At 60.3% G+C, this 15,456-nt stretch carries 15 protein-coding genes and 1 other annotated feature; of the genes, 6 read left to right on the forward strand and 9 right to left on the reverse strand.

All coding sequences use genetic code 11. The features are described from left to right. Positions 1 to 23: 23 nt before the first annotated feature. On the reverse strand, positions 24 to 668 hold the full coding sequence (adk, locus tag ACR6A7_RS06195) for an adenylate kinase (protein WP_434123965.1): 645 nt from the start codon (positions 666 to 668) through the stop codon (positions 24 to 26). 143 nt (positions 669 to 811) lie between these two features. After that, positions 812 to 1,657, reverse strand: a complete 846-nt coding sequence (locus ACR6A7_RS06200; RefSeq protein ID WP_434123967.1) for a DUF6024 family protein — start codon at positions 1,655 to 1,657, stop codon at positions 812 to 814. A gap of 171 nt (positions 1,658 to 1,828) precedes the next feature. Between ACR6A7_RS06200 and ACR6A7_RS06205 the strand changes: the two genes are divergently transcribed. Further along, positions 1,829 to 2,698, forward strand: a complete 870-nt coding sequence (locus ACR6A7_RS06205) for a LysR substrate-binding domain-containing protein (protein ID WP_434123968.1) — start codon at positions 1,829 to 1,831, stop codon at positions 2,696 to 2,698. A gap of 235 nt (positions 2,699 to 2,933) precedes the next feature. On the opposite strand, the gene htpG is transcribed toward ACR6A7_RS06205, so the two are convergent. The 6 genes from htpG to ACR6A7_RS06235 all read right to left on the reverse strand — a co-directional run bounded on the left by htpG (position 2,934) and on the right by ACR6A7_RS06235 (position 9,110). After that, positions 2,934 to 4,802: a molecular chaperone HtpG gene (htpG, locus tag ACR6A7_RS06210; protein WP_434123969.1), complete on the reverse strand. Its 1,869-nt coding sequence runs from the start codon at positions 4,800 to 4,802 to the stop codon at positions 2,934 to 2,936. 104 nt (positions 4,803 to 4,906) lie between these two features. Next, positions 4,907 to 5,512 (reverse strand): recombination mediator RecR, encoded by a 606-nt coding sequence (gene recR / locus ACR6A7_RS06215; protein ID WP_434123970.1) that lies wholly within the window; start codon positions 5,510 to 5,512, stop codon positions 4,907 to 4,909. After that, on the reverse strand, positions 5,512 to 5,841 hold the full coding sequence (locus ACR6A7_RS06220) for a YbaB/EbfC family nucleoid-associated protein (RefSeq protein ID WP_033752664.1): 330 nt from the start codon (positions 5,839 to 5,841) through the stop codon (positions 5,512 to 5,514). The genes recR and ACR6A7_RS06220 overlap by 1 nt, the downstream gene beginning before the upstream one ends. Positions 5,842 to 5,896: 55 nt before the next feature. Beyond that, positions 5,897 to 7,888: a DNA polymerase III subunit gamma/tau gene (dnaX, locus tag ACR6A7_RS06225; protein ID WP_434123972.1), complete on the reverse strand. Its 1,992-nt coding sequence runs from the start codon at positions 7,886 to 7,888 to the stop codon at positions 5,897 to 5,899. Next, positions 6,488 to 6,549: a sequence feature (DnaX frameshifting element), on the reverse strand. Its footprint overlaps the gene before it by 62 nt. A 139-nt stretch (positions 7,889 to 8,027) precedes the next feature. Beyond that, positions 8,028 to 8,579 (reverse strand): adenine phosphoribosyltransferase, encoded by a 552-nt coding sequence (gene apt, locus ACR6A7_RS06230; protein WP_434123973.1) that lies wholly within the window; start codon positions 8,577 to 8,579, stop codon positions 8,028 to 8,030. Between the two features lie 141 nt (positions 8,580 to 8,720). Continuing rightward, positions 8,721 to 9,110, reverse strand: a complete 390-nt coding sequence (locus ACR6A7_RS06235; RefSeq protein WP_434123974.1) for a DUF454 family protein — start codon at positions 9,108 to 9,110, stop codon at positions 8,721 to 8,723. A gap of 56 nt (positions 9,111 to 9,166) precedes the next feature. Between ACR6A7_RS06235 and priC the strand changes: the two genes are divergently transcribed. From priC to rsmS, 3 genes are read left to right on the forward strand one after another with little or no spacing between them, the layout of a single operon-like run. Continuing rightward, on the forward strand, positions 9,167 to 9,688 hold the full coding sequence (priC, locus tag ACR6A7_RS06240; RefSeq protein WP_434123976.1) for a primosomal replication protein PriC: 522 nt from the start codon (positions 9,167 to 9,169) through the stop codon (positions 9,686 to 9,688). A gap of 36 nt (positions 9,689 to 9,724) precedes the next feature. Then, entirely contained in the window at positions 9,725 to 9,970 is a 246-nt protein-coding gene (locus ACR6A7_RS06245; protein WP_434123977.1) for a GlsB/YeaQ/YmgE family stress response membrane protein, read from the forward strand. Positions 9,971 to 9,979: 9 nt separating this feature from the next. Then, positions 9,980 to 10,135, forward strand: a complete 156-nt coding sequence (gene rsmS / locus ACR6A7_RS06250; protein WP_084883987.1) for a pleiotropic regulatory protein RsmS — start codon at positions 9,980 to 9,982, stop codon at positions 10,133 to 10,135. On the opposite strand, the gene acrR is transcribed toward rsmS, so the two are convergent. Continuing rightward, positions 10,126 to 10,770, reverse strand: coding sequence for a multidrug efflux transporter transcriptional repressor AcrR (gene acrR, locus ACR6A7_RS06255; RefSeq protein ID WP_434123978.1), 645 nt, complete (start codon positions 10,768 to 10,770; stop codon positions 10,126 to 10,128). The genes rsmS and acrR overlap by 10 nt on opposite strands. A 142-nt stretch (positions 10,771 to 10,912) precedes the next feature. Between acrR and ACR6A7_RS06260 the strand changes: the two genes are divergently transcribed. Together ACR6A7_RS06260 and ACR6A7_RS06265 are read left to right on the forward strand one after the other, a co-directional pair. Further along, positions 10,913 to 12,115, forward strand: a complete 1,203-nt coding sequence (locus tag ACR6A7_RS06260; protein ID WP_434123980.1) for an efflux RND transporter periplasmic adaptor subunit — start codon at positions 10,913 to 10,915, stop codon at positions 12,113 to 12,115. A gap of 16 nt (positions 12,116 to 12,131) precedes the next feature. Next, positions 12,132 to 15,287 (forward strand): efflux RND transporter permease subunit, encoded by a 3,156-nt coding sequence (locus ACR6A7_RS06265; protein WP_434123981.1) that lies wholly within the window; start codon positions 12,132 to 12,134, stop codon positions 15,285 to 15,287. The last annotated feature ends 169 nt before the right edge of the window (positions 15,288 to 15,456 follow it).

Consider the following 15,456-nt stretch of genomic DNA (forward strand, 5'->3'; position numbering starts at 1 on the left):
TGGCACGGCCAGCCCCAACGGCGTTAGTCGAGAATGCGCGCCAGCTGCTTGCTGACCTCAGCGACCGGCTGGGTGCCGTCAATTTTGTGGTAAGCGGTGTTGCCCGCCTCCGCTTCTTTGCTGTAGTAGGCGATCAGCGGCGCGGTCAGCTGATGGTATTCCACCAGGCGCTTGCGCACGGTCTCTTCCTGATCGTCTTTACGCGTGGTCAGCTCTTCGCCGGTAACGTCGTCCTGACCCTCTACCTTCGGCGGATTGTATTTGACGTGATAAACACGGCCCGACGGCGCATGCACGCGGCGGCCGACGATGCGATCGACAATCAGCTCGTCCGGCACGGCGAACTCCAGCACGCAGTCAATTTTGATGCCCGCTTCTTTCATCGCGTCCGCCTGCGGGATGGTGCGTGGGAAACCGTCCAGCAGAAAACCGTTTTTGCAGTCTTCCTGCGCGATACGCTCTTTTACCAGCGCGATAACCAGCTCGTCAGTGACCAGTTTACCGGCGTCCATGATGGCTTTCGCCTGGTTGCCGAGCTCGGTGCCGGCCTTAACCGCCGCACGCAACATGTCGCCCGTGGAGATTTGCGGAATGCCATATTTCTCCATGATGAACTGAGCCTGAGTGCCCTTACCTGCGCCCGGAGCACCGAGCAGAATAATACGCATTGCGTAAATCCCCTTGCGAATCGCATTGATCAATCTAGAAGGCGAAGACCATACCATTATGACCCGCTCACCACAAGAAAGGCGCGGCTTCCTTGCGGGCGACAGCAGCCCGTTTCTCCATAAACGGCGGCGGGCAGGCGCGGCTACTCGCTTTTTTCAGATTCGCCGCCGGGATTGAGCAGCGCCTGAACGCGTCTGAGGATATGCGGCGTCAGGTTGGTTTGCTTATGCGCGCCGCCGCGCTGGCTGGCGCGCACCAGCAGATAGCCCTGCTGTGGCCACAGCTCCAGATCGCTGGCATGGCTTAGCGCAGCCAGCAGCCTCGGCGGCAGCGCAAAGCTGGCGAACGGCATGCCTGGCGTATGGCTGGAGGCGAGAGGCTGCGGCGCAGTCAGCCCGATCGCCTCGACGCAGGCCTGATTGTAAGGCCGCCAGCCCTGCTCGCGCAGACGGCCCAGCGCGGCCAGCACCGGCGCGGCCAGCGGCAGCCCCTGCTCGAACAGGCGCAGCTCGCTGCGCACCAGGGTGCTGAAGTCGGCGGTGCGCAGCGCCACCAGCACCGGGCCGCCCGGCAGATCCGCATGGCGGTCGAGGCGCGACACGAAGAGGCTGGCGTGCGCGAGCAGCTCTTCATGCAGCACGCTGGCAAAGCTTTCGCTGGCGTCGACCACGCCCTGCTGCATGGCCGCTTGCAGCGGCCGCACGCGGCCCTGCGGCAGCGCGACGTGGGCGACGAAATGGATATTTCCGGCCATCAGCGGCACGGCGGGCAAGACGTTCAGCTCCGTCACGGGATAGTGGGTAGCGTAGCGCGTCTGATTGCGCGCCTGCTCCTGGCGCAGAAACAGCTGGGAAAGCAGGATGCGCGCCACATGCAGCGAAGGGGCGAAAAACAGATCGTACTGCTCCAGCCGGTAATGCCGTGACAGCAGCGTGCGTAACCGGTCTCGCGCTTCGGAAGGTCGATCGGCCCAGGAATGAAATGCCATCGCGTCGTGGTTCTCTTTTATCGGTGGGTGATGGCGGCAACAGCAGACCACGCATAGCTTTGCCTGGCAGTCAACCCGCTATAATCAGCGGGCCAGGTTAGCGGAATGCGGCTGGACTTTAAAATGATATAAACTGACAATCCCTGTTAGGTTTTTACACAAGGGATGAGTATGACCCGGCTACCTCCGCTAAGGGCGCTGCACCATTTTCATCAGGCGGCGCTGCACAGTAGCTTTAGCGTAGCGGCCGAGCACCTGCACGTCACGCACAGCGCCGTAAGCCATCAGATTCGCCAGCTGGAGAGCTGGATGGGCAAGCCGCTTTTCGTGCGCACCCATGGACGCGTGACGTTAACCTCGCACGGCGAGCGTCTGCTGCTCAGCTGTCAAAAAGCCTTTAGCGAACTCTCCACCACCTGCGCCAGTATTCGCACCGGTATGCGCCATCATCTCAGCCTCTCCTGCGCGCCGAGCTTTTTGTCGCAGTGGCTGATCCCGCGCATTAGCACCTTTTATCAGCGCTATCCCGACATCGAGATCCACTTTCAGGGGCAGATGGCGCTAAGCCAGCTGCGCAGCGAGCATATCGACGTGCTGATCCTCAGCGATGAGCAGCCGCCCGACGGGGATATCGACGCGACGCTGATCGGCGACGACTATCTTGGGCCGCTCTGCGCGCCGCTGTTCGCCCCACGCTTTCGCTGCGCGCAGGATCTCGCTGCACTTCCCCTGCTGCACATCGATACGCGCCTGCACGCCTGGGCGGAGTGGTCAAAAAACGCCGAGGTACGGGGCAATTTCTGGTCGGGCAAGCATTTTGACAATTTGACGCTCGGCATTCAGGCGGCGAAAAATGGACTGGGCGTGATGGTGGCGCCGCGACTGCTGGTGCGCAACGAGCTCGAAGAGGGCTCGCTTATCGCTCCGCTCGGCTTTGTGCGCGTCGATCGCGCGACCTGGATGATGACCAAGGCGTCGCGGCGCAACGACGGAGAGATCACGCTGTTTCGCGACTGGTTGCGCGAGGCGGCGCAGCAGTAAGATCATACAGGCACCCGCGACCGCACCGCTGTAAAAAAGGCCGATGCATACGCACCGGCCTTCATGTCTGTAGCTGCGAGCTTAGGCAGATAGCGCTGACCGATCGCAAAGTCGCTATTCGCATCCCTGCCGCTCGGCCTGCGACATCCTTGTCGCGGGACGCTTTGCTCTTCGGTCAGCGCTACCTGCGTTTTAGCAAACGCGCCGTCTGGAATAATCAGACGCGGGCGATTGCTTAAGCCGTCAGCAGCTGATTCATACGACGGATAAACTGGTTAGGATCGTCCAGCGTGCCGCGTTCAGCCAGCAGCGCCTGATCCAGCAGCAGCTCGACCCATTCGCCGAAGCGCGCGTCGTCCTGGGTATCCGCCACGCGTTTCACCAGCTGGTGGTCCGGGTTGATCTCGAAGATATACTTCACTTCCGGCACTGCCTGACCCGCCGCGGCGAACAGCTTCGCCATCTGAGTGCTCATTTCGTTGGCATCGGTGGTCACGATAGCGGGCGTATCGGTCAGGCGATGCGTCAGACGCACCTCTTTGACGCGGTCGCCCAGCAGCGTTTTCACGCGATCCACAAACGGCTCCAGCGCCTTCTCCGCCTCTTTCTGCTCTTCGCTCTCTTCATCCGCCAGCTTGCTCAGCGACTCGTCCGCCTTGCTGACCGACTGGAACGCCTTGCCGTCGAACTCGGTAAGGTAGCTCATCATCCACTCGTCGATGCGATCGGAGAGCAGCAGCACCTCAATGCCTTTTTTGCGGAACAGCTCCAGATGCGGGCTGCTCTTCGCGGCGGCGTAGCTGTCGGCGGTGATGTAGTAGATCTTATCCTGGCCTTCCACCATGCGGCCGACGTACGCTTCCAGCGACACATTCTGCTCGGCGCTGTCGTTGTGCGTTGAGGCGAAGCGCAGCAGCTTCGCGATCGCTTCCTGATTGGCGCTGTCTTCCGCCGGGCCCTCTTTCAGCACCAGACCGAACTCTTTCCAGAATGTCTGGTACTTCTCGGCGTCATCTTTGGCCAGCTTCTCCAGCATCTGCAGCGTGCGCTTGGTCAGCGCGCCGCGCAGGGTCTGGGTGACGCGGCTGTCCTGCAGGATCTCGCGCGACACGTTCAGCGGCAGATCGCTGGAGTCAATCAGGCCACGCACGAAGCGCAGGTAGTTCGGCATAAACTGCTCGGCGTCATCCATAATAAAGACGCGCTGCACATAGAGCTTCAGCCCGTGCTTGTGATCGCGGTTCCACATATCGAACGGCGCGCGGGACGGGATGTAGAGCAGGCTGGTGTACTCCTGCTTGCCCTCAACGCGGTTGTGGCTCCAGATGGCGGGATCGCTGAAGTCGTGTGCGATATGCTTATAGAACTCGTTGTACTCTTCGTCGCTGATGTCCGACTTGTTACGCGTCCACAGCGCCTGGGCTTTGTTGATCTTCTCCCAGGTGGTGGTGCCGCTCTCTTCGTCTTTGCTTTCAATCTCGACCGGCAGCGCGATGTGATCGGAATATTTGCCGATAATGCTGCGCACGCGCCAGGCGTCGAGGAACTCATCTTCGCCTTCGCGCAGATGCAGCGTAATCTCGGTGCCGCGATCGGCTTTGGTGATATCGGCAAGGGTATATTCGCCTTCGCCCGCCGATTCCCAGAACACGCCCTCATCAGCCGCCGCGCCGGCCGCGCGGGTGCGCACCGACACTTTGTCCGCCACGATGAACGCCGAGTAGAAGCCGACGCCGAACTGGCCGATTAGCTGGCTGTCTTTCGCCTGGTCTGAGCCCAGCGATTCAAGGAAAGATTTGGTGCCGGATTTGGCGATGGTGCCCAGGTTCTCAATCACCTCGTCGCGACGCATGCCGATACCGTTGTCCGACAGCGTCAGGGTGCGTTTGTCCTTATCCACAGAGAGACGCACGCGCAGCTCGCCGTCGCCTTCATAGAGGCTGGCGTCCGACAGCGCGCGGAAGCGCAGCTTGTCGGCGGCGTCCGAGGCGTTGGAAATCAGCTCGCGCAGGAAAATCTCTTTGTTTGAATAGAGGGAATGGATCATCAGGTGCAGAAGCTGTTTTACCTCTGACTGAAAGCCACGCGTCTCTTGTCCTTTCATGGTCATTGTTACCTCAACGGAATCAGGTTGAACGAACGTTGAGGTTGATGTGGGGATGGTGCGAAAGATTTCAAGCCGACGTCGTTAACGACGTCGGCAAGCGTTCAAAAAGTAATCTTATGGCGTCCCGCCAGCGAGTGGGAGAGCGTGGTGCCGTCGACCATTTCCAGCTCGCCGCCCACCGGCACGCCGTGAGCGATGCGGCTCGCGTCGACGCCGTACTGGCCGCAGAGCTCGGCGATATAGTTGGCGGTGGCTTCGCCCTCAACCGTCGGGTTGGTGGCGAGGATCACCTCTTTCAGGGGCTCTTTCTCCAGCCGCTGCTCAAGCCGATCCAGCCCGATATCCTGCGGGCCGATGCCGTCCAGCGGGGAGAGATGCCCCATCAGCACAAAGTAGCGCCCGGCGAACTGGCCGGTCTGCTCGATGGCGTGAATATCCGCCGGGCTCTCCACCACGCAGATGAGACCATTCTGCTGACGCCGCGGATTGGCGCAGATGGTGCAAATCTCCTGCTCGGTGAAGGTACGGCAATCGGCGCAATGGCCGATTTCGGACATGGCGCGCGTCAGCGCCTGCGCCAGCCGCATGCCACCGCTGCGATCGCGCTGCAGCAGCTGAAAAGCCATGCGCTGCGCCGACTTCGGCCCAACGCCGGGCAGGCAGCGCAGCGCCTCCATCAGAGATTCAAGCAGTGGACTGGTTTGCATCAGAATGGCATCTTAAAGCCGGGCGGCAGCTGCATGCCCGAGGAAACAGAGGCCATTTTCTCTTTCTGCGTTTCGTCGATGCGGCGAGCGGCATCGTTGAATGCGGCGGCGACCAGATCTTCCAGCATATCTTTGTCATCTTCCAGCAGGCTGGGATCGATCTCCACGCGGCGGCAGTTGTGCGCGCCGTTAATGGTGACTTTCACCAGGCCTGCGCCCGATTCGCCAGTCACTTCCAGCGCGGCGATCTCTTCCTGGACTTTGGCCATTTTGTCTTGCATCTGCTGGGCCTGCTTCATCAGGTTGCCCAGTCCGCCTTTACCAAACATAGTTTTCTCTCTCAGCTAAGGCCGCATCGCTATCCATAAGACAGCGGCAGCGTGGTCAAACGGGTCGGATACTCTCTTCATCCAGATCGGCGTCGAAGAACCGGCGCAGCGTCTGGATGTGGGTATCACTAATGATAGACTGGCGCGCCTGCGCCAGCTTCTCTTCATAAATGGCCTGTCGCCACTCGAGTGGCGTCAATACCGCAGGATTATCATCTTCAATGATAGTCAATTCAACGGGCTGACCGGCGGCGTCGCTCAGCGCGGCAGCCAGCACCTGCTGCGCCGACGCGGAGTTCAGATGACGCTGCGCGGCGCGCAAATGCAGGCAGACGCCCTGCTCGGTACGCTCTTTCCAGGCGTTCAGCGCCAGCTGCTGCACCAGCTTCGGCAGCGGCAGCGCGGCGATTTCCGCCGCCCAAGGATCGCGCTGCTGCGCTTCTTCCATCAGCCGTGCCGCCAGCTCAGGGGTTTTCTCATGCTCAAGCGCCGAACGCAAGGCTTTTGGCGTCGCCACCGGTTCGGGTGCCGCCTCAACCGGCGACTGCGCTTTCCAGCGGTACGCCTCTTTTTTCGCTGGCGCCGTCTCGCGCGGACGCGCCGCCTGCGCGCGTTCAGTGACGGAGGCCAGGCGCTCCAGCGCGGAGGTAGCCGGCCGCGTCAGAGACGCTGCCGGCTCACTCTTTTTTGGTTTGCTGGCCCCCTGGCGCAGCAGCTGGGTGCGCGCCTGCAGGAGCTGGCTGGTGGTATCGGAAAATGAGCCGTCAGGCGCGGCGGCCGGCGGTGCGGCGACCGGCGGCGCGACCCGTTCCTGCGGCGGCGCGGGCGGCGCCATCTGCGGCTGCGCGGCGGCGACATGCTGCTGCGGCGCGACGGCGTGCGCCTGCGCCTGCGCGGCTGCGGCGGACGGCTCCGCCTGCGGCGTCATCGCTGGACGCGCTGCCGGTTCGGCTATCGCCGTTTGCGGATGGAACGCCAGCGCGCGCAGCAGGGTCATTTCGACGCCCATGCGGCGGTCGGGCGCCAGCGGCAAATCTTTGCGCCCCATCAGTAGCGTCTGATAGTAGAGCTGAACGTCAGCGGGCGGGACCACGCGCGCCAGTTCACGCAGGCGCGGCGCATGGCTCTCTTCTTCATCGCTGATTGAGCCGGGCAGCAGCTGCACCATGGCGATGCGGTGCAGCAGACGCAGCATCTCCACCAGCAGCGCTTCCCACTCTACGCCGCGCGACGCAGCCTGGTTGAGCAGCGTCATCACCTGTTCGCCGCTACCGTCCACCAGCGCCTCGATCAGGCCCAGCGGCTGCTCATCGTCCAGCGTGCCAAGCATCTGGCTGACAACGAGGCTGCTGACGATGCCCTGCCCCATCGCGATCGCCTGATCCGCCAGGCTGAGCGCGTCGCGCATGCTGCCGTCGGCGGCGCGCGCCAGCAGCTGCAGCGCGCGCGGTTCGTTTTCGATCTGCTCCTGCTGCAGCACATAGCTGAGCTGTTTGCGGATCAGTTCGACGTCCAGCGCCTTGAGATGAAACTGCAGGCAGCGGGAGAGGATGGTCACCGGCAGCTTTTGCGGATCGGTGGTAGCCAGCAGGAATTTAACGTGCGACGGCGGCTCTTCGAGGGTTTTCAATAGCGCGTTGAAGCTGTGGCGCGACAGCATATGCACTTCGTCGATCAGATAGACCTTAAAACGGCCGCGCGCGGGGGCATACTGCACGTTGTCCAGCAGATCGCGCGTGTCTTCCACCTTGGTGCGCGAGGCGGCGTCGATCTCGATCAGATCGACGAAGCGGCCCTGTTCGATCTCGCGGCAGTTGTCGCACTGGCCGCACGGCGTGGCGGTGATGCCGGTTTCGCAGTTAAGTCCTTTCGCCAGCAGGCGCGCGATGGTGGTTTTGCCTACGCCGCGCGTGCCGGAGAAGAGATAAGCATGGTGGAGACGTCCCAGTGACAGTCCATTCGCCAGCGCGGTCAGGACATGTTCCTGACCGACAACGTCAGCAAACGCCTGAGGACGCCATTTTCGCGCAAGTACCTGATAGCTCATGTGGATTCGATCACTGGATGTGGTTGGAAAGATGAGCGCAGACGCGCTGCAACCCCTGTATATCGTTGCAGTAGTTTAACAGCGACAGCGGGCATTGCCTATCACTTGCTGGCCTCGCGCGCGGCGAGGCCATTGTCACTTAGTGACCGGGGAAGTTGACCAGGCTGTAGCAGTTGACGCCCAGCGCTTTCAGGCGCGATTCGCCGGTCAGATCGAAGAGATTAATCACGAAGGCGGCGTCTTTGACCTCGCCACCTGCGCGGCGGATCAGCTTGACCGTGGCTTCGATGGTGCCGCCGGTCGCCAGCAGATCGTCAACCACCAGCACCACGTCGCCAGGCTTAATCGCGTCTTTATGCAGCTCGAGCGCATCGGTGCCATATTCCAGCTCGTAGGATTCGCTGAAGGTCTCGCGCGGCAGTTTGCCGGGCTTGCGCACCGGCACGAAGCCGACGCCTAATGCCAGCGCGACCGGCGCGCCAAACAGAAAACCGCGTGCTTCGGTGCCGACGACTTTAGTGATGCCACGATCGCGAAAGCGCTCGACGAACAGCGCGATGGTCGCGGCGTAGGCTTGCGGATCTTCCAGCAGGCTGGTGACGTCGCGGAAGAGGATCCCGGGTTTCGGGTAATCCGGAATGCTTTTAATGCTCTCTTTAATGAATTCAAGCTGCTGCGCAGTTGCGGTCATAATGTTACGCCTGGTAAAAACTTTATATCGCGCAGCTTCCATAGCGTCAGATTCCGAAATGAATCAGACGCAGAGAGTAAAAAAAGGGAAGCCACGCACGAAGATGCCCAAATCTAAGCAAATGGCCGGCTAAATGCAACCTTATCGCGGCGGCGCGCGATCGTCGGGCGATTCGGCGACCACAGGAATACGCCACATCATCAGCAGCAAAAAGCAGAGCATTCCGCCAAGAAAAAGGCGCACCCACAGAATTTTCACCAGCCAGATAGAAAGGCAAAAGGTCACCAGCGTCAGCACCATGGCGCGCCCTTTCGCGCCCGGCGGCATCGCGCGGTGGCGCTGCCAGTGGCGCAGATAGCGGCCAAACGGCGAACGCCACAGCAGCCAGTGGTGAAAGCGCGGCGACGATCGGGCGAAGCACCAGGCTGCCAGCAGCACAAATGGCGTGGTCGGTAATAATGGTAATACAATGCCCAGCGCGCCGAGCAGGATAGCCAGCCAGCCGAGAGTCAGCAGTAAAATACGTTGCATAGCCTTGCCTGAATCCGTTGCATGCGCGCTACGTTAGCACAGATAAGGAAAAGATAATGGCGGACGCCACTACACAACAACGCCTGGCCGCCTGCCTGGCCGCGCTTAAAGCGCAGATTGCGCGCCATTCCGATGGCCACTGCCGCACGCCGCGCTTTGACCGCCAGCTATTTAGCGCTAGCGGCACGCGGCTGGCGGACTATCTGCAGGAGATTGAGCGTAATCAGCAGCTGCTCTACGCCTCGTCGAATGCGCAAGAGCGCGTCTGGCTGGCGGAGAAGCTGGTAAATCAGATTGCCGCCCTGCAGCGCGAAGCGAATACGCAGCAGCTGCGCCCGCGCCGCGAACGCCCTGCGGCGACGCCGCGCCAGCAAAAGCTGGCGGAATACCGCGAGTATGAACGGCGGCTGCAGGCGATGATCGACCAGCGCGAACAGCGGCTGGCGCTGGCGGAGAGCCTGGCGGCGCAGCAGCAGTTGAAACAGGAGCTTGAGGTACTGGAGGGTCGCATGGCGCGCTGTCGTCAGGCGATTGATGCGGTGAGGTGGGCGCTTTCGCTGCGCGGCGAGGCCTTGTGAGACCTATACTTAGCGCCATCTGTTCTGGAGCCTGAAATGGGAATTATCGCCTGGATTATCACTGGAGCGGTCGCGGGCTGGCTGAAGCGGCGTTTTTTCCCCGGACGGCCTGGCGGCCTTGTCGCCACGCTGGTGCTGGCGGTCATCGGCGCGCTGGTCGGCGGCTATATCGCCAGCTATTTCGGCTTTGGCTCGCTGGCGACGCTCCAGCCTGCCGCGCTCGGCTGTGCGCTGGCCGGCGCCCTACTTATGCTGCTGGTTGCAGCGAAACTGCGTATATAAGGAATAGAGATGTCACTGGAAAACGCGCCTGACGAGATAAAACTGGCGGTGGATTTGATTCAGCTGCTGGAGGAGAACCGCTTGCCAGCGGACACCGTGCTGGCGGCGCTGGCAATCGTGCAGCGCGACTTCGAGAAAAAGCGCGACGCGGAGCGTCAGGCCTGATGCGACGCGGTTAGCGTCGGGCTCAGGCGCAGCATATCGATAAAGACTTCGACGATTTGCGGCGCGCTCGCGGCCAGGTCAAAGCTCTCGGGCGTAAACAGCCAGCTCTCCATCATGCCGTTGACGTACCCCCGCATCAGCAGTGCCGCCTGGCGGGTATTGAGCATAACGGGTAATTGCCCGGCCTCAATGCACTCTTTCAATACTTCTTCTATTTTGTCATAGCACTCTGACAGCAGGCTTTGCTGCATGATTTGCAGCGCGGCCATTTCGCCGACGAACTCGCACTTATGGAAGATGATCTCCATCAGCGCACGACGCTGTGGATCCTTTGCTGTCGCTTCAAAGATATAGATCAGCATCGCGCGCAATACAGAAAGTGGATCGCCAGGATATTTTGTCTGATACTCAAGTTCCACATCATCAAGCCCAGCGTCGGTGCGCAGCCAGATTTCGTGTAACACATCGGCTTTATTTTTAAAGTGCCAGTAAATAGCGCCCCGCGTGACGCCAGCCGCTGCGGCTATATCCGCAAGCGAGGTGGCAGAAACACCCTGGCCGGAAAATAACGCAAGGGCTGCATCCAGAATTTGATGACGTGTTTCAAGTGCTTGGGCTTTGGTTTTTCGTGCCATAGGGAGCTTTTTTTACAAACTGGCAAGTTTACATACATTTGTGAATGTATGTACCATAGCACGACCCGGGTTTTAGCGCAGCAATGGGTTTATCGGTTTGTGATCCATTGATCAATTGATATCGGACACTAGAGGTTTATTTATGAATAAAAACAGAGGATTAGCGCCTCTGGCGGCCGTCCTGATGCTTTCAGGCAGCTTTGTGTTAACAGGATGTGATGATAATAAATCCCAGCAAGCCGCCCAGCAGCACCCGCCGGAAGTGGGAGTTGTTACCCTGAAAAGCGAACCCCTGAAGATTACCACGGAGCTGCCGGGCCGAACTTCCGCCTATCGCGTGGCTGAAGTGCGTCCTCAGGTTTCCGGTATCATTCTGAAGCGTAATTTTGTGGAAGGCAGCGATATTAAAGCGGGCGAATCGCTTTATCAGATCGATCCTGCCACCTACCAGGCAAGCTACGACAGCGCCAAAGGCGATCTGGCGCAGGCGGAAGCCAACGCCCGCATCGCGCAGCTGACGGTTAATCGCTACAAGCCGCTGCTCGGCACCAAATATATCAGCCAGCAGGATTACGACAACGCCGTCGCTACCGCCGCGCAGAACGCCGCCGCGGTGCAGGTTGCGAAAGCGAACGTCGAAACCGCCCGCATTAATCTGGCCTACACCAAAGTGACCTCGCCTATCAGCGGTCGTATCGGCAAATCGTCCGTGACCGAAGGGGCGCTGGTGCAGAGTGCGCAGACCACCGCGCTGGCCACTGTGCAGCAGCTCGACCCGATGTATGTCGACGTCACCCAGTCCAGCGACGAATTTATGCGCCTGCGCGCGGAGCTGGAATCTGGCCAGCTGAAACAGGTCGACGGCAAAGCGACCGTTACCCTGCTGATGCAGGACGGCAGCGAATCGCCGCAGAAAGGCACGCTGGAGTTCTCCGACGTCACGGTTGACGAAACCACCGGCTCTATCACCCTGCGCGCTATCGTGCCGAATCCAGATCATCGTTTGCTGCCGGGCATGTTCGTCCGCGCGCGTCTGGAGGAAGGCACCAACCCGAATGCGCTGCTGGTTCCGCAGCAGGCCGTCGCCCGTACGCCGACCGGTCAGGCGACCGTCATGGTGGTTGGCGCGGACAACAAGGTTGAAGTGCGCAGCGTCAACGCCGCGCAGGCGATTGGCGACAAATGGCTGGTGACCTCTGGTCTGAAAGAGGGTGAACGCGTGATCAGCGTCGGCACGCAGCGTGCGAAGCCAGGCGCCCAGGTGACGCCGCAGGAAGTCTCTGCCGAGCAGAAATCTGACGCCAGTGCGCAATCTCAGACCCAGTCTGAAAAAACTTCGTCTTAACAGGAGCCGTTGATACATGGCTAAGTTCTTTATCGATCGCCCCATCTTTGCGTGGGTAATCGCCATCATCGTGATGCTGGCGGGTGCGCTATCGATTCTTAAGCTGCCGATCGAGCAATATCCAAACGTTGCTCCGCCGGCCGTGCAGATTCGTGCCGCCTATCCGGGCGCCGATGCGAAAACGCTGCAGGACTCCGTGACGCAGGTTATCGAACAGAATATGAACGGTATTGATGGGCTGATGTACTTCTCATCAAACAGTGATTCTTCCGGTAACCTGCAGCTGACCCTGAGCTTTGAATCCGGCACCGATCCCGATATCGCGCAGGTCCAGGTGCAGAACAAACTGCAGCTGGCGATGCCGCTGCTGCCGCAGGAAGTGCAGCAGCAGGGTATTCAGGTGCAGAAATCCTCCAGCAGCTTCCTGATGGTGGCGGGTTTCGTCAGCGATGACGGATCAATGACCCAGAACGATATCTCCGACTTCGTCGCCTCGAATATCAAGGACCCTATCAGCCGTACGTCAGGCGTGGGCGATACCCAGATCTTCGGCGCACAGTATGCGATGCGTATCTGGATGGACCCGGCGAAGCTGAATAACTATCAGCTGACGCCGGTCGACGTCATTAGCGCCATCAATACCCAGAACGCCCAGGTGGCGGCGGGCCAGCTTGGCGGCGCGCCTGCCGCGCCGAACCAGCAGCTTAACGCCTCAATTATCGCCCAGACGCGTCTCACCTCGACTGACGAATTCGGCAAGATCCTGCTGAAGGTGAATACCGACGGCTCGCAGGTTCGCCTGCGCGACGTCGCGAAAATCGAGCTGGGCGGGGAGAACTACGAGGTTATCGCGCGCTATAACGGCAAACCCGCTTCCGGTATCGGTATCAAGCTGGCGACCGGCGCAAACGCGCTGGATACCGCCAATGCGGTGAAGGCGGAGCTGGGCAAACTGCAGTCGACCTTCCCGGCTGGCCTGAAAGTGGTTTATCCCTATGACACCACGCCGTTCGTTAAGATCTCCATCTTCGAAGTGGTGAAAACCCTGTTTGAAGCGATCGTGCTGGTGTTCCTGGTGATGTATCTCTTCCTGCAGAACTTCCGCGCCACGCTGATCCCGACTATCGCCGTCCCGGTGGTGCTGCTCGGCACCTTCGCGATTATCAGCGCCTTCGGCTACTCGATAAACACGCTGACGATGTTCGGTATGGTGCTCGCCATCGGCCTGCTGGTGGATGACGCCATCGTCGTAGTGGAAAACGTTGAGCGCGTGATGGCCGAAGAGGGCCTGCCGCCAAAAGAGGCGACCAGGGTCTCAATGGAGCAGATTCAGGGCGCGCTGGTTGGTATTGCGCTGGTGCTCGCGGCGGTCTTTATCCCGATGGCCTTCTTCGGTGGTTCAACCGGCGTTATCTACCGTCAGTTCTCCATTACCATCGTTTCTGCGATGGCGCTGTCGGTGCTGGTCGCGTTGATCCTGACGCCGGCGCTCTGCGCCACGATGCTGAAGCCGATCAAGAAAGGCGATCACGGCAAAACCACCGGTTTCTTCGGCTGGTTTAACCGCCTGTTCGACAAGAGCACCAACCACTACGTCGACAGCGTCGGCCATATCGTGCGCAGCACCGGTCGCTACCTGGTGATCTATCTGGTGATTGTGGTGGGCATGGCCTATCTGTTCCTGCGTCTCCCCTCCTCGTTCCTGCCGGAAGAGGATCAGGGCCTGCTGCTCGCTCAGGCGCAGTTGCCTGCGGGCGCAACGCAAGAGCGTACGCAAAAGGTCATGGATCAGATCACGGACTACTTCCTGAATAAAGAGAAGGATAGCGTGAAGTCGGTGTTTACCGTTAACGGCTTCGGCTTCTCCGGCCGTGGTCAGAACACCGGTATCGCCTTCGTCAGTCTGAAACCCTGGGATGAACGCAGCAGCAGCGATCTGAAGGTGCCGGCTATCGCCGGCCGCGCCATGGGCGCGCTGGGCCAGATTAAAGATGCGATGGTGTTCCCGTTCAACCTGCCGGCGATTATCGAACTGGGTAACGCCACCGGCTTCGACTTTGAGCTGATTGACCAGAATAACCTCGGCCATGAAAAACTGACCGAAGCGCGTAACCAGCTGTTGGGTATGGTGGCGCAGCACTCTGATACGCTGGTGGGCGTGCGCCCCAACGGCCTGGAAGATACGCCGCAGTACAAGCTGACTATCGATCAGGAAAAAGCGCAGGCGCTGGGGGTATCGCTGTCCGATATCAACACCACGCTTGGCTCCGCCTGGGGCGGCTCTTACGTCAATGACTTTATCGATCGCGGCCGCGTGAAGAAGGTCTACGTAATGGGTGAAGCCAAAGATCGTATGCTGCCTGACGACATCAGCAAATGGTACGTGCGCAACAGCAGCGGCAACATGGTGCCCTTCTCCGCCTTCTCGTCGGCGAAGTGGCAGTATGGTTCACCGCGTCTGGAGCGCTATAACGGTCTGCCGTCGATGGAGATTCTGGGCCAGGCTGCGCCAGGCAAGAGCTCCGGTGATGCCATGAACCTGATGGAAGAGTTGGCGTCGAAACTGCCTGCGGGCATCGGCTATGACTGGACCGGCATGTCCTACCAGGAACGCCTCTCCGGCAACCAGGCGCCTGCGCTCTATGCGATCTCGCTGATTGTGGTCTTCCTCTGCCTGGCGGCGCTCTATGAGAGCTGGTCGATTCCCTTCTCGGTGATGCTGGTGGTGCCGCTCGGGGTTATCGGCGCGCTGATCTTCACCACGCTGCGTGGACTCAGCAACGACGTCTACTTTGTGGTGGGACTGTTGACCACCGTCGGGCTATCGGCGAAGAACGCCATTCTGATCGTTGAATTCGCCAAGGATTTGATGGAGAAAGAGGGCAAAGGCCTGGTTGAGGCGACGCTGGATGCCTGCCGCATGCGTCTGCGCCCGATTCTGATGACCTCGCTCGCCTTTATTCTCGGCGTGCTGCCGCTGGCGATCAGCACCGGCGCAGGCTCCGGCGCGCAGAACGCCGTCGGTACCGGCGTAATGGGCGGGATGGTGACGGCGACCGCGCTGGCTATCTTCTTTGTTCCGGTCTTCTTCGTGGTGGTGCGCCGCCGCTTCGGCAAGAACAAAGCGGAGCTGGAAAAAGGTCATCCAACCGAACAGAGCCAGCAGCACTAATCTTTGCTGAATGATAAAAGGCCGCGCAAGCGGCCTTTTTTATTGCTGGCGCGCCTGTGCGGCTACGCTGGCCCGGGCGCCATGAGGCAGAAGCCTTTTCCCTGCCTGCTTGTCCTACCTCACTCATCCGCAACCTCTCCAGCAAAAACTCACGCAAAATCTTCGCGCC

The sequence above is a fragment of the Pantoea phyllosphaerae genome, assembly GCF_051025595.1.
GTDB lineage: Bacteria > Pseudomonadota > Gammaproteobacteria > Enterobacterales > Enterobacteriaceae > Pantoea.

Excerpts from the sequence above, each read along its gene's own strand:
- adk (WP_434123965.1), bottom strand. The coding sequence starts at position 668 with ATGCGTATTATTCTGCTCGGTGCTCCGGGCGCAGGTAAGGGCACTCAG.
- ACR6A7_RS06200 (WP_434123967.1), bottom strand. The coding sequence starts at position 1,657 with ATGGCATTTCATTCCTGGGCCGATCGACCTTCCGAAGCGCGAGACCGG.
- ACR6A7_RS06205 (WP_434123968.1), top strand. The coding sequence starts at position 1,829 with ATGACCCGGCTACCTCCGCTAAGGGCGCTGCACCATTTTCATCAGGCG.
- htpG (WP_434123969.1), bottom strand. The coding sequence starts at position 4,802 with ATGAAAGGACAAGAGACGCGTGGCTTTCAGTCAGAGGTAAAACAGCTT.
- recR (WP_434123970.1), bottom strand. The coding sequence starts at position 5,512 with ATGCAAACCAGTCCACTGCTTGAATCTCTGATGGAGGCGCTGCGCTGC.
- ACR6A7_RS06220 (WP_033752664.1), bottom strand. The coding sequence starts at position 5,841 with ATGTTTGGTAAAGGCGGACTGGGCAACCTGATGAAGCAGGCCCAGCAG.
- dnaX (WP_434123972.1), bottom strand. The coding sequence starts at position 7,888 with ATGAGCTATCAGGTACTTGCGCGAAAATGGCGTCCTCAGGCGTTTGCT.
- apt (WP_434123973.1), bottom strand. The coding sequence starts at position 8,579 with ATGACCGCAACTGCGCAGCAGCTTGAATTCATTAAAGAGAGCATTAAA.
- ACR6A7_RS06235 (WP_434123974.1), bottom strand. The coding sequence starts at position 9,110 with ATGCAACGTATTTTACTGCTGACTCTCGGCTGGCTGGCTATCCTGCTC.
- priC (WP_434123976.1), top strand. The coding sequence starts at position 9,167 with ATGGCGGACGCCACTACACAACAACGCCTGGCCGCCTGCCTGGCCGCG.
- ACR6A7_RS06245 (WP_434123977.1), top strand. The coding sequence starts at position 9,725 with ATGGGAATTATCGCCTGGATTATCACTGGAGCGGTCGCGGGCTGGCTG.
- rsmS (WP_084883987.1), top strand. The coding sequence starts at position 9,980 with ATGTCACTGGAAAACGCGCCTGACGAGATAAAACTGGCGGTGGATTTG.
- acrR (WP_434123978.1), bottom strand. The coding sequence starts at position 10,770 with ATGGCACGAAAAACCAAAGCCCAAGCACTTGAAACACGTCATCAAATT.
- ACR6A7_RS06260 (WP_434123980.1), top strand. The coding sequence starts at position 10,913 with ATGAATAAAAACAGAGGATTAGCGCCTCTGGCGGCCGTCCTGATGCTT.
- ACR6A7_RS06265 (WP_434123981.1), top strand. The coding sequence starts at position 12,132 with ATGGCTAAGTTCTTTATCGATCGCCCCATCTTTGCGTGGGTAATCGCC.